Consider the following 23,942-nt stretch of genomic DNA (forward strand, 5'->3'; position numbering starts at 1 on the left):
CGTCATGCTGAGCTTGTCGAAGCATCTCTACCACGCCGTATCGTTCGGGAGAGATGCTTCGGCTGCGCTCAGCATGACGTTCTTTTCATTTTTTACGACAGTGCCTTATGCTACAATTCTTCTTTCTGCTAGCAACCCTAGGGGTAGCGCTGCTGGCAGCCCCTAGGGCCGTTGCCCAGTCAACCAAGGTGCTGCCGTACTTGCGGCGCGTGGCGGGCACCCGCACCCTGGCCGGGCAGCACAACCGCGAGCCCAACGCCGAGCCCACCAAGTGGACCAAATACATCCACCACACCACGGGCAAGTACCCCGCGCTGTGGAGCGGCGACTTCCTGTATCAGCAGGAAAACATCGACCAGCGCTGGACGATGATACGGGAGGCCGTGCGCCAGTACCGGCGCGGTGCGGTGGTCAATATCATGTGGCACGCCTGCCCGCCTACTACCGGCGAGCCCTGCAGCTGGGACCCCGGCCTGCTCAACCAGCTGCTGACGGACGCGCAGTGGCAGGAGCTACTGACCGCCGGCACGCCGCTAAATAAGGCCTGGCAGGCGCGCATGGACGACATTGCCAAGTACCTGCAGTACCTGAAGGACCAGCGGGTAGAGGTGCTGTTTCGACCCCTGCACGAGATGAACCAAGGCAAGTTTTGGTGGGGCGGGCGGCCGGGGCCGCGGGGCACCGCGCGCCTCTACCAACTCACCCACGACTACCTCACCCAAACCAAGGGCCTTACCAACCTCATCTGGGTGTGGGACGTGCAGGATATGAGCCGCGACCTGGCCCAGTACGACCCCGGCCCGCAGTACTGGGACGTATTCGCCTTCGACGTGTATGGCCAGGGCTACGACCAGTCGTGGTACGACTACCTGCTGCCCATCGTGGGCGCCAAGCCAATGGCCATCGGCGAGTGCGCCGTGCTGCCCACGCCCGCGCTACTGGCCCGGCAGCCGCGCTGGGTGTTTTTCATGGGCTGGGCCGAGCTGGTAGCGGAAAAGAACACCACCGAAGCCATCAAGCGCCTGTACGCGGACCCGCGCGTGCTGACGCGCGACGAGCTGCCCGGCTGGTAGCGCCAGGCAGGCCTAGGGTGGTGTAGGCGCGCAAAGGCTGGGCCTACGAGCCTAGTCAGCCTGGAGCGGCTGGGTAGGGGCGGGTGTCAGCTGCGCTTGCAGCGACCCGAGGAGCTGGGCAGTAGCTTCCTCAAAAGCGGTGCGCACCAAATACGGGTAGTTTGGGCCGGCAGCCGCGGGTACTTGCGCCAAAAAGGTTTCGGCCGGTACGTAGACGGGGGCCGGGCTGCCGGCCGTTTCCACCACAAAATCCGTGGCGCGGTAGTGGTAGCTGCCCGCCTCCAGCGTGAGCGTGAGCGTGTAGTGCAGGGGCACGCGCACGAGCTGAGTGGGAGTGGGGTAGAGCATTTCCTCGGTGCCGGTGAGGACGGCCACGCCGGTTTCGGGCGCCGCCGCAACAACCAGCGGCTTAGTAGCCGGGCGCCGGGCACCCGCCCAGCTGCGCGTGCGGGCCGCTAGCTCGCTCTGGCTGGCGCCGGCCACCAGGCAGGTGCCTTCAAACGTGATGCGCTGGGTTTGGGCATCGAGCGCCCAAGCCCGCCCCTGTTGGCTAAAGGCCGGCCGGCCCAAGCCTAGGCAAAGCAGGAGGCAGAAGAGTTTTTGCACGTAATGGGCGAGTTAGCAGGCGTAGCGATGGGCTTAGAGCCAACGCATATGGCGGTGAAAGTAGCGTAAACCAGCGCATAATCCGCAAAGTTCTGAAACGGCCGAAGCTGACAAATGGCGTTAATAAGAGCCTACCCGGAAAATACTTGGTCGTCATGCTAAGCTTGTCGAAGCATCTCTAACGCGCCGTTCGGGTGACGTTCGGTAGAGATGCTTCGACAAGCTCAGCATGACGTGCTTTTACAAGGAATGTTATTTTCCGGATAGGTTCGGTTCTAAAGCAATTTCGCAGTCATTATGCAGTAGGGGCGGGGCTGGCCCCCGCCCGCTGTTAGCGCCGCTGCCCTAGGGGTGACCGCCTTTTTTGACTGCCTGTTTACCTAGGCACGAGTACTTAGTTATCCGGTCAGGTCTGCTTCGGGAGGGGCGCGGCAGGCTGCCCGGCGGCTGGCTGCAGGCGCGCAAAATAGGTGGACACTTCGCTCGCCTGCGTGGTGATAAGGGCGATGTAGCCGTCCGGGCGAATTAGCACCAGCCCGTCGGACAAGCCGTACGCCTGGCGTAGCGCGGCATCATCAGCGGCGAGGAGCGTCAGGTAGGGCGGGGCGGCCACGTCGGCCGGGCCGAAGAGCAAGAGCTTCCAGTCGGGGCCCCGCAGCTGGTCGGAAAGCCAGTTGCCCGTGGCCAGCTGCACGTCGGGCGCCCGGTCGCCGGCTTGCAAGCCCCTAGGCGTCGGCTCGCCGGGCACAGCTAGGGAGCTGGCCCGGTAGTGCAGGTTGAGCTGCGTGGTATCGGGGGTGGCAATGGCTTCGAAGGCTCCCTGGCCGGTAGTAGCTGCTTGCAGCATTGCCCGCTGGCGGTCGGAGCTGGTTTGCAGCAGCCACTCGGCAATGGGTATACGCTCTTCCGCGTAGGTGTCCAGCAACGCGTCGGCTGCCTCGCCCCTGGCAACGGCGGCCAGCTTCCAGCCCAAGTTAAAGGCGTCCTGGATGCCCGTGTTCATGCCCAGGCCGCCCGCGATGGAGTGCACGTGGGCGGCATCGCCGGCCAGAAAGGCATTGCCGACGCGGTAGCGCGCGGCCCGGCGCACGTTAACGCGGTAAATGGATTGCCAGCTGCTGCTCGTAAACGTCACGCCCGCCAAGTGGGTCCGCGCCTGAAACAACTGGTTGAAGCCGGCTAGGGTGGGCGCGGGCGTGGTGCCATCGGCCGCGGGCGGCACCACCGCTTGCAGCTGCCAGCTGGGGCTGTGCTTAAAGGGAAATAAGGCGAAGGCCAGCCCGAACTCCGGACTCAGCCAGTTGTACCAGGCATCGGGGGTGAGCCCAGCCACTTCCACGTCGCCCACCCAAAGCTGCTCCTGCTGGTGCGTTTCGCCCACGAACTCGATGCCCAGCTGCTTGCGGGTGGGGCTTTTGCCCCCGTCGCAGGCCACCAGGTAGGTGCACGTCAGCTCCTCCGTCCAATTGGGGTGCTCCAGGCGGCAGGTGAGGCCGGTGGCAGTTGGCGAGCAATCGACTAGCTCCGTGGCCCACTCCACCGCGCCGCCCAGCTCGCTCAGCTTCGCCCGTAGGGCGGCTTCCACGGTGGTTTGGGGCAGCAGCAGCACGTCGGGATACCGGGTGTCGGGGCGCAAAGAAGGGCGGCGGGGCGTTTCGCCCAGCAGCTGGTCGCCCGCGAACTTGCGGTAGGGCAGGTCGGTATGGCCGGCGGCCAGCAAGGCTTCGGCCAGGCCCAGGTGGCCTAGGATTTCCAGGCTGCGCGGCTGCAGCCCCTTGGCCCGCGAGCCGCGGGGCGGCGCGGCCAGGCGCTCCACCAGCCGGTGCGGCACTTGGCGGCGGGCCAGCTCGCAGGCCAGGGTGAGGCCCGTGGGGCCGGCCCCACTAATCAGTACGGTGGTGTGGTTCATCGCCTAGGGGGTTTAGAGCCGCAAAACAAGGCGGCCGGCCCCCGGCCAGCGATAACAATTGTTAAGTTCCTACTTGCGGTTGCGGATGCGGCTCAGCGAGACGGGGGTGATGCCGAGAAAGGACGCGATGTAGTGCTGGGGCACCCGCTGAATAATTTCGGGGTGGTGGGCCAGCAGGGCGCGGTACCGGGCGGCTGGGTTGTCTCTGAGGCGGGCAATAAAGAGCTGCTGGTAGTGCAGCAGCCGGCTTTCGACGTAGGCTACGTAGGCGGTCTGCCACTCGCCCGCGGTGGCTTTCAGGGCCTGAAACTCCCCTAGGGGAATGCTGTAGGCCACCGTCGGCTCCAGGGTCTCTACGCTGTACCAGCTGGGCTGCGCCGCCAGCAGCGTTTCCATCGACGACACGAAGCTGCCTTCAAACCCAAAATTCATGGTGACCTCTTTGCCCGCGTCGGTCCTGAACCAGGCGCGGCAGCCGCCGGCCTCGATGTAGAACAGCTTCTTGGCCAAAGCCCCTTCTTTAACCAGCAGGCTTTTGGCGGGAAATTCTTCGCGGGTGAAAGTGTCTTGAAGCAGGGCCAGGAGGCTTGCGGAATCCAGCATGCGCAAATTTATACCCAACTGCCTGACCAGATGCGCTTTGCCTAGTAGGCGACCAGGCGGCTAGCAGTCTCGGCACCTCGGCCAAAGCGGTAATATCCTGCTAGCTCTTACTATTTAGCGCCGTAACCATTTTTTCAGTGCTCCAATAAGGGTATCAAAAAACGTCAAAAAACAACCTTTACGTGTTGGAATCGCATCCTAGCAGTTACTCCGCGAAAGGTCTCTTCACTGGAGTATATTTGGTGCGTCATCACCTCTTCTTCATCCTTTTCCAGCCTAGCCCATGAACCTGCTTTTCCTGCCGCTCACTTACCTACTCGGCATTGCCTCTCCCTCGGCCAAAGCGCCGGTTATTACGCTACCCGGGTACTCGGCCTGCCAGCAAGCCTCGCTCGTGCCGGAGAAATCCATTCTTTCCTGCTACACGTTGCAGCCGGGCAATTGCCAGAGCGGAAAAGTCGTGCTGGCGTATGAAAAGCGCAGTAGCCCGGCCAAGGAGTCCCCACGCTATCAAATTGCCGACACGGTGCAGCTGCAACTGGATGCTGCCAAAAACTACCTCACCACGGCGATGCGCGCTACTACGGCCGGTAAGGCTACGGATAGGCGGTATTTTGTGCTCTGCCAAAAGGACGCGCTGGGCGAAAAATACCTGCGCAACCTGCTGCGCGTCTGGGAGGTGAATACGCAAGGGAAACTGGTGGAAGTGCCGGTTACTACGCTCAAATTCCTGAATGATGATTTCGGCGCGTGAGCATGAAAGTCGCCCTCTACGCGCGGGTCTCGACCAAGGACAAAGGCTAGCGCACCGAGAACCAGCTGCCGGAGCTGCGCCGCTACCCCTAGGCCCACGGCTAACCAACCCGAAGAGGTGTAGCCACCCCGGCCGAGCAAGCTGACCAACACGAGCGCAATTATTCTAGGTGCCCCCAGCTGTAAATGCCGGGAGGTTATGCGTGGAATCAAGGAGGCCTACGCGGCACCGGACACGCGCTTTACGAAAAAGCCGCAACGCCGCAAGGTGAAGTATGGCAACCGCCGCTTGGTGGTAGTGTAAAGGGTAGGGTTTATAAGTGAAAAGCCCCAACCGCAAGGCCGGGGCTTTTTTGTGCTTTAATTCCAAGTTAGCTTGTAACGTCACGCTACTGAAAACTGCGAGCTAAGGTATAATTGTCTTTTCATCTCCTACCTGCCTAATTCATGGCTCAATACTCGCCCGCCGTTCAAACGCTGCTCGACCGCATTGATAACCTGCAAGCGCAGATTGAGGTGCTACGCCCCGTTAAGCCAGAACTGGTTGACAAGATTTTTCAGAAGTACCGGCTGGATTGGAATTACAATTCCAACTCGATTGAGGGCAACAGCTTGAACTACGGCGAAACGGTAGCCTTTATCATGGAGGGGCTAACGGCTAAGGGCAAGCCGCTGAAAGACCACCTCGACATCAAGGGCCACAACGAGGCCATTGATTTTTTAGTGGATATGCAACAGCAAGGAAGTGAGTTAACAGAGCGTGATATTCGAGGACTACACCAAATGATATTGGTTGAACCATACCAATCGAGGGCGCAAACAGCAGATGGACAAGTAACATCCAAAACTATCCAATTAGGAGTGTATAAAAGCTCTCCGAATCATGTAGAAACTCGCACTGGGCAGATACATTATTATGCTACACCAGAAGAAACGCCTGCGAAGATGCATGAGTTGATGGAATGGTATCGTGCAAATCGAAAGAAGATGCACCCATTAGTGCTTTCCGCTCTATTTCATCATCGGTTTGTGGCCATTCATCCCTTTGATGATGGTAATGGACGTATGTCCCGCTTACTATCTAATTTAATTCTGATGCAAGCTAATTTTCCACCAATAGTAGTGCGAAAAGAGAACAAAAGTATATATTATAGTATATTGAACCAAGCAGATGCAGGTTTAGATGAGCCTTTGATAGAGTACTTTGCAGAATTGCTCATTCATTCATTAGAAATTTATTTGAAAGGGATGCGAGGTGAGGATATTTCAGAAGTTGATGATTTAGATAAAGAACTTGATTTGTTTATCGCTAGCTTTGATGACGAAGAACTGACTAAAGAGCCTCTTAGCGTTGATATTATTAAGCAGACTAATAGTTTTTTATTTAAACCACTATTGTATTTATTGGAAGTAAGGTTGCTTAAAATCAGCCGATTATTTTTTAAGTCAAACGCATATATTACTATAACAACTGCTATTAATGGCAATAGTGGAACGACTAATGGTATTTCATACGAATCGGTTCCAATTGTTAAATTTTATTCAGATTTTGCTCCGAATTTGCATACATACATTTTAGATTATTTCAAAAAAAATACTAATATATTTCCTAAAAATTTTATTCATCTAAAAATTAATTTTATATTCGAAGAATTTAAACCAAATTTTCCTATAGAATCATTGAATGATTATATTGCAGTTAATTTTTATTTAACTTATTTTACTGTTCATACTCAGTTTTCAAATGGTAAAATATTCAAAGGTGGTTATCCTAAATCATTGTCAGAAGTCGAATTGAATAATATTTCTGATATAGTTATTAAAGAAATGATGGATAGAATAAACGCTAAAATTAAAGATTCACGAATTGCCTCTGATTAATCTAAGACTTTTTTGTTTAAAAAAAAGCCCGACCAACCGGCCGGGCTTTCTCGTTCTATATACCCCAGTCACCCCTAGGAGATACCCAGGCGCCGGGCTTCATCAGCTACTAGCATGCGGACTAACGCAGACGACTCAAGGTATGCGCTAGAGCACCACCAACAGGCGCACCTAACAAGTCCCGCCTTTGCACGCCAGCCAGCACAGTACCACTTCGGCTGAGTACTCCATGTGGGTTGGTCAGTAGGGAGTAAGCCTAAAATGGCAAAACCCCCTTCTCAGCGGGACTGAAAAGGGGGTTTTAGTAGCTCTGGAGGCTTTTTAGCTTCTCCGAGTACCTGGAGCCGGAGTCGAACCGGCACACCTTGCGGTAATGGTGTTTGAGACCATCGCGTCTACCGGTTCCGCCATCCAGGCAAGCTATTCCGCTCGGCCGGTAATCACGAGCGGGCCGCAAAGGTAGTTAATTGCTGCCGAAGCCGCAACAGATAGCGTTTCTTCAGGTAGTAGGTGCGCACCTGGGCTAGGGCGGCGGGGCGGTGGTCGGGCGGCAGCTGGGGGTAGCCGGCCAGCACCGGCTGAATGCCCGCGTCGAGCGTATCGGTCAGGGCCGTTACCTCCTGGGTTAGTTGCTCGGCGGCGGCCTGGTCGGGTTCCAGCTCCAGCTCCATCAGCTGCTCGTTCAGCTCCATTACTTCCATCAAAAAGTCGGGGGGAAGCTGGTTTTGCGCGCTGCCTTCTTCCAGCAGGCCGTGCTGGCTTAGCAGGTAGGCCATGCGCCGGTCGGGGTCGGCCAGGGTGCGGTAGGCGTCGGTGTTGAGGGTGGAGAGGCGCAGCGCCTCGGCCTGGGCCGCGGGCGTGTCCTGGGCGTGGAAATCGGGGTGCAGCTCGCGGCTGAGCTGGTAGTACTTGCGCTTGAGGGCGGCCTCGTCGAGCAAAAAGCCCTCGGGCAAGTCGTAAAAGGCAAAATAGCTGGGGGTAGTAGGCATGAGAAGCGCGCTGGGAAGGTGAGGAGCCCAGCCGGCGCAGCTATAGTACCGCCAACCAGCCGCTACGGTTAGGGCTGGCCCGCGCGCAACGGGCCCTGCTGGCCGCCCGGCACCCGCTCGCCACTGCCTTGCCGCCCCGGTGCTGCCCCTAGGCCAGGCTGGTTGAGGCAAGGCGTTCCGGGGTGGATAAGCGCCTAGTGGCTCAACCCCGCGCCGTTTCGAGCGTACAGCCAAGCTCCTTTTCCCTTCAACATAAGTAGTTTATGCGTAGTACCACTCGTCCCCTGTTGCTCGCAGCCCTGGCTGCGCTGCCCCTGTTAGCCGCTTCGTGCTCAGACAAGCCCAAGGCTACCGACCCCGAAAAAACGGCTACCGTAGTACCGGCGTCCAGCATGGCCGCTTCCGACAGCACCGCCGTGCCGGCTGATTCTGTAAAGAAATAAGGTAGTTGCTGCCAGCCACCTAGCGCAGTTTCGCGGTCGGTGGCTGTAGGGGCGGGGCTGGCCCCCGCCCGCCGTTAGCACCGCCGCCCTGCGGGTGAACGAAATCAGACTCGTTCCTAAGCAAGGAAAATCAAAAATCAAATAAGCGCGTCATGCTGAGCTTGCCGAAGCATCTCTACTGAACGACCCCTAGGCGGCGTGGTAGAGATGCTTCGGCAAGCTCAGCATGACGGTCTTTTCCAAGAAATCTAATTCAGTAACAAGTCTATCGCCTAAGTGGTGCAGGCGACGGGCGGGGGCCAGCCCCGCACCTACAGCCACCGACTGCGAAACTGCTGTAATCAGGCCTAGGGCCTATGCGCTGGCAAAGCGCACGTCTACCTGCGAGTTAAAGTAGAGACCCAGCAGCTCGCTGCCGTTGCCCTCGCAAATGGCCACGCACAGGAAACCCTGGGGGTTGAAGGCGCACACTACCTCGCCGGGCGGCGCGGCGCCGAAGTGAGGGCGCACCTCGCGCACCACTTCGCGCCCGAAGTGCACGGCCAGCGGCCGGCCCCGGCCCACTACCTCCACTGCTTCGCGGGTAATGTCGGTTATCACGTTGCCGTAATGGTCCACGTGCACCACGTGCCCGGTAATGCGGTTGTCCTGAATCCGAATTTCGGGAAATTTCAGCACGTACAAATCTGTCACTAGCGTGCCCAGGCTAGCCAGGGCCTCGCCGCGCGCCAGGCGCACGGCCGCCGGCAGCAGCACTTCAAACGTGGGGTTGAGGGTGCGGGGCAGGGCGGCCAGGTCGGTGAGCAGCAGGGCCGCGGGCAGCGCCAGGCGCACCAGCCGCTCGGGCGGCCCGCCGCACAGCAGCGCCAGCAGGCCATTGTCGGCTGCCACAAAGAAGTGGCCCTCGTGCTCGGCCGCCAGCCAGCCGGGGCCGGGCGCGTTTTCGCCCGCGCTTATCCCGTATTCGCGCACCGTAATCAGGTGCGTGGTGCCCGGCGGAAACTCCCGGAATACAGCTTGGAGAACGTGGACGGCGTGGGCGATGTTATAGGGCTCGACGCCGTGGCTGATGTCCAGCACCGGCACGGCGGGGGCCAGTTGCAGCAAACGAGCTTTGAGCGCCGCCACGTAGTGGTCGCGGTAGCCCAGGTCCGTAAGCAGCGTCAGAAGCCCCATGCCAGTCGGTTAGTAGTTTCTTCGTAGTATTGTTTTAGGCGAAGGCCCTAGGGCCGGCGCGGGCGCAAAAGTAGTGCCAGGCCCAGGCTCGCGCCCCACCCGGCGCGGCCAGTAAGGGCCGGCCCAGTAGGTTTCAACTGCCATTTCCCATCCTTTTTTTCTCGCCGCTTGGTCGAAAAAGTCATCACCCTCGAAAACGTCTCCCTGGTTGATTTCCTCGGGGCCGATAACCAGAATATCCGTCGCATTGCCGCCGCTTTTCCGGGCTCTAAAATTATATCCAGGGGTAATGAGATTAAGATTCAGGGCCCTACCGAAGTTATTTCGCGGGTCAATGACATCCTCTCCTCCCTCATCGAGCACTACCACCAGTACGGCCTCGTAACGGACCGCGACGTGAACCTGCACCTCTCGGCTACCTCCGAGGAAGCCGAAGGGCGGGTGCTGGCCGCCTCGCCCGACGTCATCTTGTTCGGCGCCAAGGGTGGCATTATTAAGGCCAAAACCCCTAACCAGCAGAAGCTGGTGGATGCCGTGCTCAAGCACGACCTCACCTTTACCCTAGGCCCCGCCGGCACCGGCAAAACCTACATTTCGGTGGCGCTGGCCGTGCGGGCGCTTAAGAATAAGGAAGTTAAAAAAATCATCATTTCACGCCCCGTGGTGGAGGCCGGCGAAAGCCTCGGCTTCCTGCCCGGCGACATGAAGGAGAAGGTAGACCCCTACCTGCGCCCCATCTACGACGCCCTGGAGGACATGATTCCGGCCGAGAAGCTGAAGTTTTATCAGGAAAACAAGATTATCGAAATCGCGCCCCTGGCCTACATGCGCGGCCGCACCCTCAACAACGCCTTCGTGCTGCTGGATGAGGCCCAGAACACCACGCCCTCGCAAATCAAGATGTTTCTGACCCGCATGGGCCCGAGCGCGAAGGTGATGGTGAACGGCGACCGCAGCCAGATTGACTTGCCCACCCGTCAGAAGTCGGGCCTAATGCAGGCGCTGGATATTCTGAAGAATATCCCCGGAATCGGCTACGTCGAGATGACGGCTGAAGACGTAGTGCGCCACCGCCTGGTGAAGGAGATTGTGCAAGCCTACGACAAGTTTGACGTGGCTGAGCAGCGCCGCGACGCCGAGCGCCAGCAGCGCCGCCGCGAGGGCAACGAGCAGCGCCCCTACGGCCGCGACGAGCGCCCCGAGCGCGGCAACAACAGCTACCGCGACCGCCGCCACCCCGACGACCGCGCCTATGACCTGCCCGAAGCCGAGCTGCCCGTCAACCACGAGCAGGCGCTCTAGGGTCCATTTTTACGTGAAAAGCCCCGGCCAACTCTGGCCGGGGCTTTTCTTTGCCACTAGAATTAGTGCTTATGACCACCGCCGAAAAAATAACCGACCTGCGCGACCTGGACGCGGCTTTCAGCATTCGCGAAAAAGTATTCGTGGAGGAGCAAGGCGTGCCGGCCGATGCTGAGTACGACGAGCACGACCGCGCCGCCACCACCCGCCACTACCTGGCGCGCTACCAGGGCCACCCGGCCGGGGCCGCCCGCTGGCGCCCCACCGCGGGCGGCGTCAAGCTGGAGCGCTTCGCCGTGCTGCCCGAGTTTCGGAACCTAGGGGTGGGCGAGGCGCTGGTGCACCAGGTGCTGGCCGACGTGCGCGCCGAAGCCCCCGACGCCGCCCAGGTGTACCTGCACGCCCAGCTGCGCGCCATACCGCTCTACGAGCGCACGGGTTTTGGCAAGGTGGGGGAGCTGTTCGAGGAGTGTGACATTCAGCACTATAAGATGGTGCTGGGGGCCTAGGGCGCGCCTAGCGAGCCCGCTGAAACGGGCGAAACAGCAGCGGCGCGTCGGCTTTCACTACGGCGCCCATGCCGCCGTGGGCCGCAAAAAAGGCGCCGATGGCGGCTTCCAGGCCGGGCCGGTCGGTGAGGGCTACCGTGGCAAACACGTCTTGCGCAGCCAGGGCGGCCGGCAGCGCGCTCAGGCGGCAGCCGTCGATGCCGAGCGGGTGCTCAATATAGAGCGGGGTGCCGTCGCAAGCTTCGTGGTCGAACTGGTAGCGCCAGGCGTGGCCAAATTCGGCACGGTTGGCTTTTCGGTCGAGGCGGGAGGCGGTGAAGCCTAGGCTTTGCAAATACGCATCGGTGAGCATAGCTAATAAAGCGAAAAAATGAGGCAAGGCTCCCCAGCCGGGAGTCCTTGCAAAAGGAAATAGGATTGACTAAGTGCCGCTGGCTGCCCTAGGGGGCTAATGCAGGTTGCCCGGTGGGCAACGGGCGGGGCAGGGCGGCGGCGACCAGCTAAGGCGCCTAAAATCCCTTGATTTTCAAGGGGTAATTCTGTATACGGCCAGGGTAAGCGGGCGGGCATAAAGCGGCCGCTTTTCTTTCGGAAGCGCGCGGCGGCGCCCGCGCCAAGTGGTCCGGTTGGTGGGCTTGGCCGGCGGGCGGCGGCCGAGCGGGCGGGGTGTTGTACCTATGCGGTTTAAACCCTGCCGCCAGCTTATGTTGCCTTGGTCTATCGCCCCTTTTTTGCGCCTGGCCGCGGCCTTCATGCTGGGGGTGGCGGGCTACCTCTACCTGGGGCAAGGCTGGGCGGGCAGCGCCGCGCCCTGGGCCCTAGGGCTGGTGGGGCTCTACGTACTGGCTTGGTTCTACAGCCAGCGCCAGCGCGGGCCCGCCGCCACCGATGCCGTGGGGCTGCTGGGCTTGGTGGCCGTGGCCGCCCTAGGGTTTGCCCGCACCCAGGCCAGTACCGAAAGCCGCCGCCCCGACCATATCGGCCACGTGGTGCCGCGCATCGAATACTACCGCGCCGTGGTGGACGAGGCGCCCGTGGTGCGGCCCGCTACCTTCGCCACCACCCTGCGCGTAACGGCCGTGCGGGTGGCCGGGCGCTGGCAAGAGGCCACCGGCGGCGTGCGCATCAGCGTGCCGCGCTACGAGCCGGGCGCCGCCGTGCCCGCCCCGCACTACGGCGAGCAGTGGCTGGTGCGCGGCACCCCCGAGGCCAGCCGCGGCCCCGCCAATCCCGGTGAGTTCGACTACCGCCAGTATTTACGGTATCACCAAATTTACTTTTCGCAGTTCGTGCACCCCGGCCAGTACCAGGTGCTGGGCTACGCGCCCCGCAGCCTGCTGGTGGCCGCCAGCCAGCGCGCCGCCGGGCAGCTCGACAGCGTATTTCGGCGCTACGTGCCCGGCCGCCGCGAGTACGCCATTGGCACGGCGCTGGTGCTGGGCTTCAAGGACGACATTGACAAGGGCACGCGCCAGGCGTATGCCGACACCGGCACCACGCACATCATGGCCGTGAGTGGGTTGCAGGTGGGGCTGCTGTTTGCGGCCTTGCAGTGGCTGCTGGCGCGGGTGCCCCTAGGGGGCTCGGTGGCGCGGCGGCGCCTGCTCACGGCGGGGCTGGGCCTGGGGCTGATATGGAGCTACGCGCTGCTCACGGGCCTGTCGGCCTCGGTGCTGCGGGCCACGGTCATGTTCACGCTAGTTATTATTGGCCAGGCGTTTGAGCGGCAAAGCAACAGCTTAAACACGCTGTGCGCGGCGGCCTTTCTGCTGCTGCTCTACAACCCCTATTTGCTGTGCGATGTGGGCTTTCAGCTCTCCTTTGGGGCGGTGCTGAGCATCATTTACGGGCAGCCCCGGTTGGCCCGGCTGCTCGATGCCCGCTCTTTTTTCCTGGAAAGGCGCCGCAGCTACCAGCCCCATTGGGTGCAAAAAAGCTGGGGCGCCGCCGCCACCCTGGCCGATGCCGCCTGGCAGCTCACGGTGCTTTCGCTGGCAGCGCAGGTGGTTACGTTTCCGCTGGGGCTGTATTATTTCCACCAGTTTCCGCTCAGCTTTCTGCTGTCCAACCTTTTTGCGGTGCCCATTTCCAGCCTGGCCGTGTACGTGGGCGTGGCGCTACTGGCCGTCAAGGGCTTGGTGGCGCTGCTGGCCCTAGGGCTGCCCGCGCTGGCCCCCTGGCTCGACTACCTACCGCGCGCCGGGGGCTGGGTATTTGAAAAGCTGATTTGGCTGTTCAACGAATACATTTTTTGGGTGGGCCGCCTGCTGCCGGGCGCGGTAGTAGGCGGCGTGCACCTCAGCCAGGGGCAAACGCTGCTCATTTACCTGCTCATCGGGTCGATGGTAGCGTTTGTAGCGAGCCGGCGCCTGGCGTGGGCGGGCGCGGCGGTGGCTGTGCTGGCCGCCTACAGCGGCAGCCGGGTGGCCGAGGCGCGGGCCGTAGCGCCCCGGCGCGAGCTGGTCGTGTACAGCATTCCGCACCGCTCGGTGCTAGGCTTCTGGCAAGGCGCGGCCCCCGAGTTTGTGACCCTCGACTCGCTGCCCCTCTCCGAAACCGAGCGCACCTACCGCCTGCTGCCCAGCTTGATACAGCGCCGCACGCCGCGGGCCCGCTACTGCGTGGGCTGGCGCGGCAGCCAGGTGCCCGCTAGGGCCGTGGCCCCGCCCGACAGTGCCGAGGCCGCCCGCCGCTACCCGCCCGCGCCGCTGGTGCTGGCCCGCTGGCACGGCCTGCGCGTGGCGGTGGTTAGCGGCACGCTGCGGCGCCTGGCCGGTGCTGCCGCCTACCCGGCCGATGTGGTGGTGCTGCGCCGCAACGCCTACCTGCCCCCCGGTGCGCTGGCCGCGCATTTCGGCCCTAGGGCCCAGGTGGTGTTCGACGCGTCGTGCCAGCGCTGGTACGTGGCGCGGCAAGATTCCACCCTGCGCGCGGCTGGCTTTCGCCCCTGGGACGTGAGCAGGCGCGGCGCCTACGTGCGGGCGCTGCCGGCCGGGCAGTAGGGCCCCTAGGGCACTGGGGCATCATTTTTGCGCCGCTACCCAAACGCCGAACGGGCTACTTATTCTAGCTGCCAAACTGTAGTAAGCTCCGCCTTAACGCGAATCCCGATTGTTTGGACTAGTATTGTCGGGCTAGGCCGGGGTTTCCAACCCGGCGGCCGCCTTTTGCCGTACCTTATTGTGTTATGACCGACTCTATCACTCCGGAACTGGCTACGCTACGCTTTCTGCAATACGAAACGCACGACCGGCTGGCCTACATTACCCTCAACCGCCCGGCTAAGCGCAACGCGCTGAGCGCCAATGTGGTGACTGAGCTAAAGAAAGCATTTGAGCAGGCCGAAGCCGACGACCACATAAAGGTTATTGTGCTGCGCGCTACCGGCGACGTCTTCTGCGCCGGCGCCGACCTGAAGTACCTGCAGGAGCTGCAGGAGAACACGTATCAGGAAAACCTGGCCGACAGCACGCACCTCATGCAGCTGTTTTACCAGATTTACACCCTCAAGAAAATCGTGATTGGGCAGGTGCAGGGCCACGCCCTAGCCGGTGGCTGCGGCCTGGCTACCCTCTGCGACTTCACCTTTGCCGTGCCCGAAGCCAAGTTTGGCTACACCGAGGTGAAAATCGGCTTTTTGCCCGCCATCGTGAGCGTGTTTTTGGTGCGGCGCCTGGGCGAGTCGCGCGCCAAGCAGCTGCTGCTGAGCGGCGATACCATCACGGCCCAGCAGGCGCTGGAGTACGGGCTGGTGACGTTTCTGGTTGAGCGCGAGGCGCTGGCCGACACCGTGCGCGACTACGCCCTGCGCCTGGCCCGCGAAAACTCGGGCCACAGCATGGAGCTAACCAAGGAGCTACTGGCCCACCTGCCCGAAATGGGCCTGGAGGAAGGCCTGCGCTACGCCGCCCAGCGCAACGCCGACGCCCGCGCCTCGGCCGATAGCCGGCGCGGCATCGAAGCCTTCCTAAACAAGGAGCCGATTGAATGGTAGTTTCACTTAGTTGTTAGCTATTGGCTGCTGACTATTAGCTAACAGCCAATAGACCTGTCCCCAAACAAGAAAAATTGAAAAGAGCGTCATGCTGAGCTTGCCGAAGCATCTCTACCAGGTAACTAACTCCTGACGTTAGGATTATACTACCGCGGGAGAGATGCTTCGGCAAGCTCAGCATGACGCTCTTTTTTGGAAAGTTTAATTTGGGAACAAATTTAATAGCTAAAAGCCTAGTAATGACCCATCTGCTCATCGCCTGCGCTACCTTCGCCTTCATGGAATTCTGGGCGTGGTTCATGCACAAGTACGTGCAGCACGGGCCGCTGTGGGTGCTGCACCGCTCGCACCACGTGCGGCCTAGCCCTAGGCCCTTCGAGCGCAACGACTGGTTTTTTGTGATTTACGGGGCTATTTCGGCCGCGCTGTTCGTGACGGGGGAGGGCGGGAGCCGGTGGTGGTTTTGGGTGGGGGTGGGCATTGCGGCCTACGGCTGCGTTTATTTTTTCGTGCACGACGGGCTCATCCACGGCCGCCTGCCGTTCTGGAAAAAAACCGATAGCGTGTACTTGCGGGCCCTCAATATGGCCCACAAAATGCACCATAAAACGCAGGGGCGCGACCACTCGCAGGAGTTCGGGTTGTTGTGGGTGTCGCCCAAGTACTTACGCCTGGCGCGCGAGCAGGCCGCGCGCCGCGCCGGCCCGGCGGAGGCCTAAACTATTTGGCGCCTTTTTGAATTAGTAGGTTAGTATTACTAGCCTTACCTTAGCTATTTCTTCGCTATACTATTCAATCTGAAGTGGTTCGCTTTCGGGCGAAACGCTTGGCCTTACCCTTCTGCAATTACTATCGTGGCCCGTTATTCTATCAGCGATTTGGAGCAGCTTTCCGGCGTGAAGGCGCACACCATCCGCATCTGGGAGCAGCGGTATAACCTGCTGCACCCCACGCGCACCCTTACCAACATCCGTACTTACGGTGAGGCCGACCTGCGCCGCTTGCTGAACGTGGCTACGCTCTGCGGGCGAGGCCAGCGCATCTCGCAAGTAGTACGCCTTAGCCCCGAGGAGTGCCAGACGGCCGCCCTCGCCCTGTGCAACGAGGTGAAGCCCGCCGACGGCCCCCGCCTCAACGCCCTGCAAACCGCGGCCCTCGACCTCAACGAGGTGCGGCTGCACGGTATTCTGGACACGGCCATCGACGAGCTAGGACCCGAGGAAGCGCTGCTGCGCCTGGGCTATCCGCTGCTGCAGCGCCTGAGCGTATCGTGGCGCGAGGGCTCGCTGAGCGGCGCTCAGGAGCGCCTGGTGGCCCAGCTGCTGCGCCAGGAGTTGCTGGCCGCTACCGACGCGCTGCCCCTAGGGGCCGCCCCGGCCGATGCCCCGCGTTGGCTGCTGTTTCTGCCCGAGGGCGAGTGGCACGAGCTAGCGCTGCTGTTTATGAACTACGCCCTGCGCGCCCGCGGCCAGCAGGTGCTGTACCTGGGCCCCAACCTGCCGCTGGCCGACGTGGTGGCCGCCGCCCGCGCCTTCCGGCCCACAGCCCTGGCCACGGTGCTCACCACCGTGCCGCCGCGCGGGCAGGTGGCGGCGTTTGCCCGCGAGCTGCGCCAGCAGTATAGCGAGGGCTCGCTGGTGCTGTTTGGTACGCTGGCCGTGCAGGCTACCGGGCTGCCCGAAGGCGTGCTGCCGCTGGCGTGCCTGCACGAATTTCGGGATTTAATTCCGTTTGTGAATCAGGAGCTTGAGACGAGTGTGGCCGAATAAGCGGGGCGAAGTTGACCACCGGGGAGGGTTTGCACGTAAAGGCTTCGGCCTGCGATAGTTGAAGCACGGAGGTCTAAAAAAACAAGCGTGGGTGAGCCGGATTCGAGTAGGCACATCTATCTTTGTTTAAGATTCTGCCACGAACCCTTCAACAGTATGACTTCTCTGGAATTCACTTCCCAAGTGCAGAAAATATCTTCCTCGCTGCGCCCCGTAGCGATGAACCTCACCCGCGACGCCGACGATGCCAAGGACCTTGTGCAGGAGACTTTGCTGAAGGCGCTGCTTAACAAAGACAAGTTTAAGGCTGGGACGAACTTGAAGGCATGGTTGTATACCATCATGCGCAACACGTTCATCAACAACTACAACAAGATTACCAAGCGCAGCTCGAACATTGATTCGACCGAGTATTTCCAGTACTTCAACACCGACGAGAACTACATCACTCACAACGGCGCTACTACCGATTTTGTGGTGCGCGACATCAACGAGGCTATTGCCAGCCTGGGCAGCGACTACCGCACGCCGTTCATGATGTACTACATCGGCTATAAGTACTTGGAAATTGCCGAGAAGCTGCAAATTCCGATTGGCACGGTGAAGAACCGCATCCACATCGCCCGCAAAGACCTCAAGGCCGCGCTGCACGTGTATGCTCCCGCCGGCGCCAGCCGCGCCAGTACTACCGAAGAAGCTGAAGACTAAGCAACTGCATTTGCTACTAAGGCCCGCCGCTACTGCTAGCGGCGGGCCTTTTTGCGTAGGTGGCCCCTAGGCTGGGCTGGAAAAGCACTTATCAGCTGAGTAGTGAATCATAGTAGTGGTAGTGAGTCATAAGCCAACAGGTAATTGAAAAAGGCGGTCATGCTGAGCGAAGTCGAAGCATCTCTACCGCTTCGTCCGGGGCGGGACCGCCAGCCAAGATGCTTCGGTAGGCTCAGCATGACCGCCTTTTTCAATTACCTGTTGGCTTATGACTCACTGCTTAGCTGATACACTAAATTTATATGGGTTGTAAATGACTAATATTCAATAAATTGATAAGCAAGAAATGGCCTTGGCTGGATTTCGCGGCTTGGCGCAGAAACCTCGCGTTTGGGTTAGCCAGTATAGAAGGAGCCAGTGGCAGCCAGCGGGCGTAGCTTGCGATATATTCTTCTTTTCCTAGTTTCTTTTGGCTTTTTCCGCATCTCCTTCGGCCGTCGTCATTGGCGCAGGCTTTGCCGGGCTATCGGCGGCTACCACGCTGGCCCAGGCTGGCTGGCAGGTTACGCTACTTGAGAAAAATAGTGGTCCCGGCGGCCGGGCCCGGGTGTTTGAAGCCCAGGGCTTCACCTTCGACATGGGCCCGAGCTGGTACTGGATGCCCGACGTATTTGAGCAGTACTTCGCCAAGTTTGGCAAGCGCGTAGCCGATTACTACGACCTCGTGCGCCTCGACCCCGCCTACCGCGTCATCTTCGGGCCCGACGACCTAGTGGATATTCCGGCCGACAGAGCAGAGCTGCGCCAGCTCTTCGAGCGCCTGGAGCCGGGCAGCGGGCCCAGGCTCGATGCCTTTTTGGCGCAGGCGGCCTACAAGTACGAGGTGGGCATCAACAAATTTGTGCACCTGCCCAGCCGCTCGCTCACCGAGTTTCTGGATTGGGACATCGTGAAAGGCGCCCTGCGGCTTGACCTGCTGCAAAGCATGAGCAAGCACGCGCGCAAGTTTTTCAGCCATCCCAAGCTGCTCAAAATCATTGAGTTTCCGGTACTATTCCTCGGGGCCACGCCCGAGAACACGCCGGCCCTGTACTCGCTCATGAACTACGCCGACCTGGCTTTGGGCACCTGGTACCCGAGGGGCGGCATGCACCAGATAGTGCGCGGCCTGGTGGCGCTGGCCCAGGAGCAGGGCGTGCATATCGAGTACAACCAGGAAGTAACGGAGATAGTGGTGGAAAACGGCCACACCACTGGCGTGCGCACCGCCGCGGGCTTTTATCCGGCCGATGCCGTAGTGGCCGGCGCCGATTACCAGCACATTGAGCAGCAGGTGCTGGCGCCTGAGTATCGCCACTACTCGCCGCAGTACTGGAACTCGCGCGTGATGGCGCCTTCGTCGCTGCTCTTTTATTTGGGGGTGAACCGCAAACTGGACAAGCTGCTGCACCACAACCTGTTCTTTGACGAGGACTTTGGCCAGCACGCCCGCGAAATTTATGAGCAGCCGCAGTGGCCCAGCCGGCCGCTGTTCTATGCCTCGGTGCCCAGCCGCACCGACCCCACGGTGGCGCCCGCCGGCCAGGAAAACCTGTTTCTGCTGATACCCGTGGCCCACAGCCTCGACGACCCCGAAGCCACCCGTGAGAAATACTACAACCTGCTGATGGACCGGCTGGAGGCGCACTGCGGCCACCCCATCCGCGCGCACGTAGTGTTCAAGCGCAGCTACGCCCACCGCGACTTCGTGGCCGACTACCACTCCTTCAAGGGCAACGCTTATGGCCTGGCTAACACCCTAGGGCAAACGGCCATTTTAAAGCCCTCGCTGAAAAGCAAAAAAGTTGATAATTTGTACTTCACCGGGCAGCTGACCGTGCCAGGGCCGGGCGTGCCGCCCTCGCTCATTTCGGGGCAGGTAGTGGCCGGCGAGGTGTTGAAGGAAATGCAAAAATGAAAGAAGACCGTCATGCTGAGCTTGCCGAAGCATCTCTACTGCACTGCAACTGGATAATGCGGTAGAGATGCTTCGGCAAGCTCAGCATGACGGTCTTTTACAAAATGATTACAGATGGACCACCAGCAGCTTTTTACCGATACTAGCCTAGCGTGCGCGCAGCTCATCACGCGGCGCTATAGCACGTCGTTCTCGTTGGGCATCCGCACCCTGGATAAATCCCTGCACCGGGCCATTTACGCGGTGTACGGCTTCGTGCGCTGGGCCGATGAGATTGTGGACACCTTCCACGAGTATGATAAGGCCGCGCTGCTGGCGGCCTTCGAGCAGGACACCTACGCGGCCATTGCGGCGGGCTTCAGCCTAAACCCGGTGCTGCACGCTTTTCAGTGGGCGGTGAACACCTACGGAATTGAGCACGAGTTCATTGATGCGTTTTTGCGCAGTATGGAGATGGATTTGGAGGACCGCAACTATCGCCAGGAGCTGTACGAGAAATACATTTACGGCTCGGCCGAGGTGGTGGGGCTGATGTGCCTGCGCGTGTTTTGCCAGGGCCAGCCGGCCCTGTTTGCGCACCTGCGCGAGCCGGCGCGGCGGTTGGGTGCGGCGTTTCAGAAGGTGAATTTCCTGCGCGATATCCGCTCTGACTACGAGGACCGGGGCCGCGTGTACTTCCCTGGCCTGCGCTACGAGCAGTTCGACGATGCCGCCAAGCGGGCGGTGGAAGCCGACATCCGGGCCGATTTTGACGCTGCCTACGTGGGTATTCAGCAGCTGCCGCGCACCTCGCGCCTAGGGGTGTACCTGGCCTACATCTACTACCTCAAGCTATTTCAGAAGCTGCGGCAGGCCCCCGCTACCCAGGTGCTGGCCGAGCGCGTGCGCCTGCCCGACAATACCAAGCTGCTGCTGCTGCTGGGCTCGTGGCTGCGCTTCCGGCTACGGGCAGAGTAGGCTAGTAAGCTCAGCATTAATTCATTAAAAATTCATTTAATAGCTAGTGTTTATCTTTACGGCATGAGAGTGCCGCTGCTACTAGGCTTGTTCTTGCTACCCGCCACTGCTTCGGTGCGGGCCGAGCAACCGGCATTTCCCCTTTTCCACTCTATGTCTGCCTACACGCCCGCGGCCCTGCGCCGCCAATACGAGCTGGCCGCCGCCGGCAAAGAAGCCGGTGAAGCGTTCTACAACACCCTGCAAGCCTACCACGGCCAGGAGCCGCTGGTGCTGGGCTATAAGGCTGCCTCCGAGGCTATTAAAGCCCGCGATGCGTCGATGCTCAACAAGCTGAGCTACGTGCAGCAGGCGGCACGCACCTTCGAGCAGGCCGTGGGCCTAGCCCCCCAAAGCGCCGAAATTCGCTTTCTGCGCTTCTCGGTTGAAAGCAATTTGCCGCCCTTTCTGGGGCTAAGCAAGCACGTGGACGAGGACAAAGGCTTCTTGCTGAATGCGGCGCTGCAGCACCCAAACTCGGGGCTCGACGACGAGGCTTTCCGCACGGTGCGGGGCTTTTTGGTAGGGCGCGGGCACGTGTCGGGCGAGGCGGCCGAGCAACTGGCGCGGGTGAAGGACTAATAGTGCCGGTACCGCCATCTAGCCTAAGCGCGACCCTAGGGGGACTAGCTGCCAGCAAGGCCAGCAGCTTACTGGAAGCCAGGCGCTGACAGAGTGCATAACTCAGAAGCGAAATAGTTGAATTTTGGCGTGAAAAGATAAGCTCCGCAACAACCTTGCGGCGAGATTTTCAGTTAGCTTCGCGGTATGCAGTCCGGCTTGCACCTTAGCATTCGCATCGATTCCGGCTCCGGCTTTTGCTTTGGGGTGGTTTATGCCATTCAGATGGCCGAAGACCTGCTGGCCGAGCAAGGCTACCTCTACTGCCTGGGCGATATCGTGCACAACGACGAGGAGGTGCAGCGCTTGGAAAACAAGGGCTTACGCATCATCGACTACGAGCAGCTGGCGGTGTTGCACAACGAGGCGGTGCTCATCCGGGCCCACGGTGAGCCGCCCAGCACCTACCAGCGCGCCCTCGAAAACAACCTGACCCTGATTGATGCCAGCTGCCCGGTGGTGCTCAAGCTACAAAACCGCATTAAGGCCAGCTTCGACCGCAAGGAGAAAATCTTAATTTACGGCAAGCACGGCCACGCCGAGGTGCGCGGCCTGCTGGGCCAGACCGGCGGTGAGGCGCTGGTATTTGAGAGCTTGGACGAGTTGCTGCGCCACGAGCTGCCGCCCAACGTGACGCTCTATAGCCAGACCACTAAGAGCACCGATTCGTTTTACCACATTAAGAACGAGCTGGAAACCAGGGGCTACCAGGTGAACGCCAACGACACCATCTGCCGCCAGGTAAGCAACCGCGACCTGGACTTGCGCCGTTTCGCGGCACAGTTCGACCAGGTAGTGTTTGTGAGCGGCACCAAAAGCTCCAACGGCCGCGTGCTCTACCAGGCCTGCAAGGAAACCAACCCGCGCACGCACTTCGTGTCGCACCCCGGCGAATTGACGCCCGAGTGGTTCGGGCCGGGGCAGTCGGTGGGTATCTGCGGAGCCACCAGCACCCCCATGTGGCTCATGGAGCAGGTGCGCGACGAACTGGCCCGCTTCTAGACCGCAGATTTAACGGATTTAACAGATTCCGCGGATACGCTTGCCTGGCGGCAAGCTGGCTACGCGGCTGGGACGGGAGTGGAATAGAGGACTGATATGGTAAATTAATTGGGGTAGAAACGACTTTCGGGGCAGTAAATAGGTTATAAGTAAGTTAGCAGATAGCAGAAGGGCCGGATGGCCGTCAGCGCTTTATAGTATTTGCCGTGTCAGTCATCTATTCCCACTCCCCGAGTACCACCCACGTAGTCAGCCCGCCGCAGGAGAGCGTATCTGCGCTATCCGTTCAACCTGCGGTTCGGGTGGCGCCGCGGCCCCTAGGGGGGCGCGGGGTGCTGGCGGCGGGCGTCATCCTGGCGGCTTGGGCGGGGCTGCTTGCGTATCTGCTAGCCTTTTATCGGCCCGACTGGCACTCGGCGGCGCCCTACTTGCTGGTGCTGCTGCAGATGCACCTTTACACGGGCCTTTACATCACGGCGCACGACGCCATGCACGGCGTGGTAAGCCCGAATAAGACGTTGAACAACGCCATTGGGACGCTGTGCGCGCTGCTGTTTGCCTACAACTGGTTTCCCAGGCAGCTGCCCAAGCACCACGACCACCACCACCACGTCGGCACCCAGGACGACCCCGATTTTCATCCCGAAAACCACTCCGGCTTCTTGCCCTGGCTGCTGCGCTTCGCCTGGAACTACGTGACCTGGTGGCAGGTGCTGGCGATGGCTATCACCTACAACGTGCTCAAAATCTGGTTTCCGCAGGCCAACGTCATTGCCTTTTGGATGGTGCCGGCGGTGCTGGCCACCTTGCAGCTGTTCTTCTTCGGCACCTACCTGCCCCATCGCGGCGAGCACGAGGCCACCAACCAGCACAAGTCGCGCAGCCAGCTGCGGCACCACGTCTGGGCCTTCGTAAGCTGCTACTTCTTCGGCTACCACTACGAGCACCACGACCAGCCCTACCTGCCCTGGTGGCGCCTGTGGCGGGCTAAAGCCTGACCGCAGATTTAGCGGATTTAACGGATTGCACAGATACGCTCGCCTGCCTCCGGCAGCGAGCTGACTACGCGAATTTCGTTGCTCAACTGTTCACAGCCCTTTGCATACAAGCTACTATTCAGCAAAAAGGCCACCCCAGGGTGGCCTTTTTTGTGTCTATGCTTCACGTTCGCGTAGTCAGCTCGCCGCCGGAGGCTGGCGAGCGTATCTGTGCAATCCGTTTAATCCGCTAAATCTGCGATTTAGTGGGCCGCGGCGGTTTTCTTGCAGCAGTCGGGCAGGCGGTCGTAGGCGCGGGCGTCGGCCTGGAGCTGGTCGGCGTCGTAGCCGGTTTTCTGCACGGCGGTTTGCAGGGCGGCGGGGGTGGTTTTGGCGGGGTTGTAGGTCACGGTCAGCACCTTGCTGGGCACGTCGAGGTGGGCGGCCTGCACGCCTTTTTCGTAGGCCAGGCTCTTTTCGAGGCGGGCCTTGCACATGTCGCACACGGCCGAAGTTTTGAACTGCACCTGCTCGGGGGCGCCCTTTTTAGCGGCGGCAACGGGAGCAGTCTGGGCCTGGGCGGCGGTAGCCCCTAGGGCCAGCAGCATAGAAAATGCGAGAGCTTTCATGAGGTTAAAACAATTGAAAAAGTGAAATAAGTGCTAGTGAAGAGA

23 protein-coding genes and 1 tRNA gene are annotated in these 23,942 nt (G+C 60.5%); 16 read left to right on the top strand and 8 right to left on the bottom strand.

Going from position 1 to position 23,942, the window contains the following annotated elements:
* The first annotated feature begins 107 nt into the window (after positions 1-107).
* Entirely contained in the window at positions 108-1,073 is a 966-nt protein-coding gene (locus HHL22_RS13860; RefSeq protein WP_169531944.1) for a glycosyl hydrolase, read from the top strand.
* A gap of 51 nt (positions 1,074-1,124) precedes the next feature.
* Here the strand turns inward: HHL22_RS13860 and HHL22_RS13865 are convergent, their stop codons facing one another.
* From HHL22_RS13865 to HHL22_RS13875, 3 genes are all read right to left on the bottom strand, one after another.
* A complete protein-coding gene (locus HHL22_RS13865) occupies positions 1,125-1,679 on the bottom strand; it encodes a DUF4468 domain-containing protein (RefSeq protein WP_169531945.1) in 555 nt (184 codons plus the stop codon).
* A 406-nt stretch (positions 1,680-2,085) separates the two neighbouring features.
* Positions 2,086-3,588: an FAD-dependent monooxygenase gene (locus tag HHL22_RS13870; protein WP_169531946.1), complete on the bottom strand. Its 1,503-nt coding sequence runs from the start codon at positions 3,586-3,588 to the stop codon at positions 2,086-2,088.
* Between the two features lie 69 nt (positions 3,589-3,657).
* Positions 3,658-4,191: a Crp/Fnr family transcriptional regulator gene (locus HHL22_RS13875; RefSeq protein ID WP_169531947.1), complete on the bottom strand. Its 534-nt coding sequence runs from the start codon at positions 4,189-4,191 to the stop codon at positions 3,658-3,660.
* A gap of 283 nt (positions 4,192-4,474) precedes the next feature.
* Here HHL22_RS13875 and HHL22_RS13880 point away from each other — a divergent pair, with 283 nt between their 5' ends.
* On the top strand, positions 4,475-4,945 hold the full coding sequence (locus HHL22_RS13880; RefSeq protein ID WP_169531948.1) for a hypothetical protein: 471 nt from the start codon (positions 4,475-4,477) through the stop codon (positions 4,943-4,945).
* Positions 4,946-5,391: 446 nt separating this feature from the next.
* Positions 5,392-6,825 carry a Fic family protein gene (locus HHL22_RS13885; protein ID WP_169531949.1) on the top strand — a complete coding sequence of 478 codons (1,434 nt, stop codon included), beginning with the start codon at positions 5,392-5,394 and terminating at the stop codon, positions 6,823-6,825.
* A gap of 335 nt (positions 6,826-7,160) precedes the next feature.
* On the opposite strand, the gene HHL22_RS13890 is transcribed toward HHL22_RS13885, so the two are convergent.
* Together HHL22_RS13890 and hscB are read right to left on the bottom strand one after the other, a co-directional pair.
* Positions 7,161-7,242, bottom strand: a tRNA-Leu gene (locus HHL22_RS13890).
* Between the two features lie 23 nt (positions 7,243-7,265).
* Entirely contained in the window at positions 7,266-7,814 is a 549-nt protein-coding gene (gene hscB, locus HHL22_RS13895; protein WP_169531950.1) for a Fe-S protein assembly co-chaperone HscB, read from the bottom strand.
* Between the two features lie 263 nt (positions 7,815-8,077).
* Between hscB and HHL22_RS13900 the strand changes: the two genes are divergently transcribed.
* Positions 8,078-8,257 (top strand): hypothetical protein, encoded by a 180-nt coding sequence (locus HHL22_RS13900; protein ID WP_169531951.1) that lies wholly within the window; start codon positions 8,078-8,080, stop codon positions 8,255-8,257.
* A gap of 354 nt (positions 8,258-8,611) precedes the next feature.
* Here HHL22_RS13900 and HHL22_RS13905 read toward each other — a convergent pair whose 3' ends face one another.
* The gene (locus tag HHL22_RS13905; RefSeq protein WP_169531952.1) at positions 8,612-9,433 is read right to left on the bottom strand and encodes an SAM hydrolase/SAM-dependent halogenase family protein; all 822 of its coding nucleotides are present in this window, start codon (positions 9,431-9,433) and stop codon (positions 8,612-8,614) included.
* Between the two features lie 168 nt (positions 9,434-9,601).
* Here HHL22_RS13905 and HHL22_RS13910 point away from each other — a divergent pair, with 168 nt between their 5' ends.
* Together HHL22_RS13910 and HHL22_RS13915 are read left to right on the top strand one after the other, a co-directional pair.
* Entirely contained in the window at positions 9,602-10,735 is a 1,134-nt protein-coding gene (locus HHL22_RS13910) for a PhoH family protein (RefSeq protein WP_169531953.1), read from the top strand.
* A 71-nt stretch (positions 10,736-10,806) separates the two neighbouring features.
* Positions 10,807-11,244, top strand: a complete 438-nt coding sequence (locus HHL22_RS13915; RefSeq protein WP_169531954.1) for a GNAT family N-acetyltransferase — start codon at positions 10,807-10,809, stop codon at positions 11,242-11,244.
* Between the two features lie 7 nt (positions 11,245-11,251).
* Here the strand turns inward: HHL22_RS13915 and HHL22_RS13920 are convergent, their stop codons facing one another.
* Positions 11,252-11,596 carry a hypothetical protein gene (locus tag HHL22_RS13920; protein ID WP_169531955.1) on the bottom strand — a complete coding sequence of 115 codons (345 nt, stop codon included), beginning with the start codon at positions 11,594-11,596 and terminating at the stop codon, positions 11,252-11,254.
* A gap of 352 nt (positions 11,597-11,948) precedes the next feature.
* Here HHL22_RS13920 and HHL22_RS13925 point away from each other — a divergent pair, with 352 nt between their 5' ends.
* The 10 genes from HHL22_RS13925 to HHL22_RS13970 all read left to right on the top strand — a co-directional run bounded on the left by HHL22_RS13925 (position 11,949) and on the right by HHL22_RS13970 (position 23,289).
* A complete protein-coding gene (locus HHL22_RS13925) occupies positions 11,949-14,246 on the top strand; it encodes a ComEC/Rec2 family competence protein (protein ID WP_169531956.1) in 2,298 nt (765 codons plus the stop codon).
* A 185-nt stretch (positions 14,247-14,431) separates the two neighbouring features.
* Entirely contained in the window at positions 14,432-15,238 is an 807-nt protein-coding gene (locus tag HHL22_RS13930) for an enoyl-CoA hydratase/isomerase family protein (protein WP_169531957.1), read from the top strand.
* A 239-nt stretch (positions 15,239-15,477) separates the two neighbouring features.
* Positions 15,478-15,957, top strand: a complete 480-nt coding sequence (locus HHL22_RS13935) for a sterol desaturase family protein (protein ID WP_169531958.1) — start codon at positions 15,478-15,480, stop codon at positions 15,955-15,957.
* A 135-nt stretch (positions 15,958-16,092) separates the two neighbouring features.
* Complete coding sequence (locus tag HHL22_RS13940) at positions 16,093-17,007, top strand: MerR family transcriptional regulator (protein WP_169531959.1); 915 nt, start codon at positions 16,093-16,095, stop codon at positions 17,005-17,007.
* 156 nt (positions 17,008-17,163) lie between these two features.
* Positions 17,164-17,715, top strand: coding sequence for an RNA polymerase sigma factor (locus HHL22_RS13945; RefSeq protein WP_169531960.1), 552 nt, complete (start codon positions 17,164-17,166; stop codon positions 17,713-17,715).
* Positions 17,716-18,184: 469 nt separating this feature from the next.
* A complete protein-coding gene (locus tag HHL22_RS13950; protein WP_169531961.1) occupies positions 18,185-19,672 on the top strand; it encodes a phytoene desaturase family protein in 1,488 nt (495 codons plus the stop codon).
* Between the two features lie 114 nt (positions 19,673-19,786).
* On the top strand, positions 19,787-20,629 hold the full coding sequence (locus HHL22_RS13955) for a phytoene/squalene synthase family protein (protein WP_169531962.1): 843 nt from the start codon (positions 19,787-19,789) through the stop codon (positions 20,627-20,629).
* Positions 20,630-20,782: 153 nt separating this feature from the next.
* The gene (locus tag HHL22_RS13960) at positions 20,783-21,250 is read left to right on the top strand and encodes a hypothetical protein (protein ID WP_169531963.1); all 468 of its coding nucleotides are present in this window, start codon (positions 20,783-20,785) and stop codon (positions 21,248-21,250) included.
* Between the two features lie 186 nt (positions 21,251-21,436).
* Positions 21,437-22,291, top strand: a complete 855-nt coding sequence (locus tag HHL22_RS13965; RefSeq protein WP_195809285.1) for a 4-hydroxy-3-methylbut-2-enyl diphosphate reductase — start codon at positions 21,437-21,439, stop codon at positions 22,289-22,291.
* 302 nt (positions 22,292-22,593) lie between these two features.
* Positions 22,594-23,289 (top strand): fatty acid desaturase, encoded by a 696-nt coding sequence (locus tag HHL22_RS13970; RefSeq protein WP_169532456.1) that lies wholly within the window; start codon positions 22,594-22,596, stop codon positions 23,287-23,289.
* A gap of 242 nt (positions 23,290-23,531) precedes the next feature.
* Here HHL22_RS13970 and HHL22_RS13975 read toward each other — a convergent pair whose 3' ends face one another.
* Complete coding sequence (locus HHL22_RS13975) at positions 23,532-23,897, bottom strand: heavy-metal-associated domain-containing protein (protein WP_169531964.1); 366 nt, start codon at positions 23,895-23,897, stop codon at positions 23,532-23,534.
* Positions 23,898-23,942: the final 45 nt, after the last annotated feature.

The sequence above is a fragment of the Hymenobacter polaris genome (assembly GCF_012927305.1).
In the GTDB taxonomy this organism is placed as follows: domain Bacteria; phylum Bacteroidota; class Bacteroidia; order Cytophagales; family Hymenobacteraceae; genus Hymenobacter; species Hymenobacter polaris.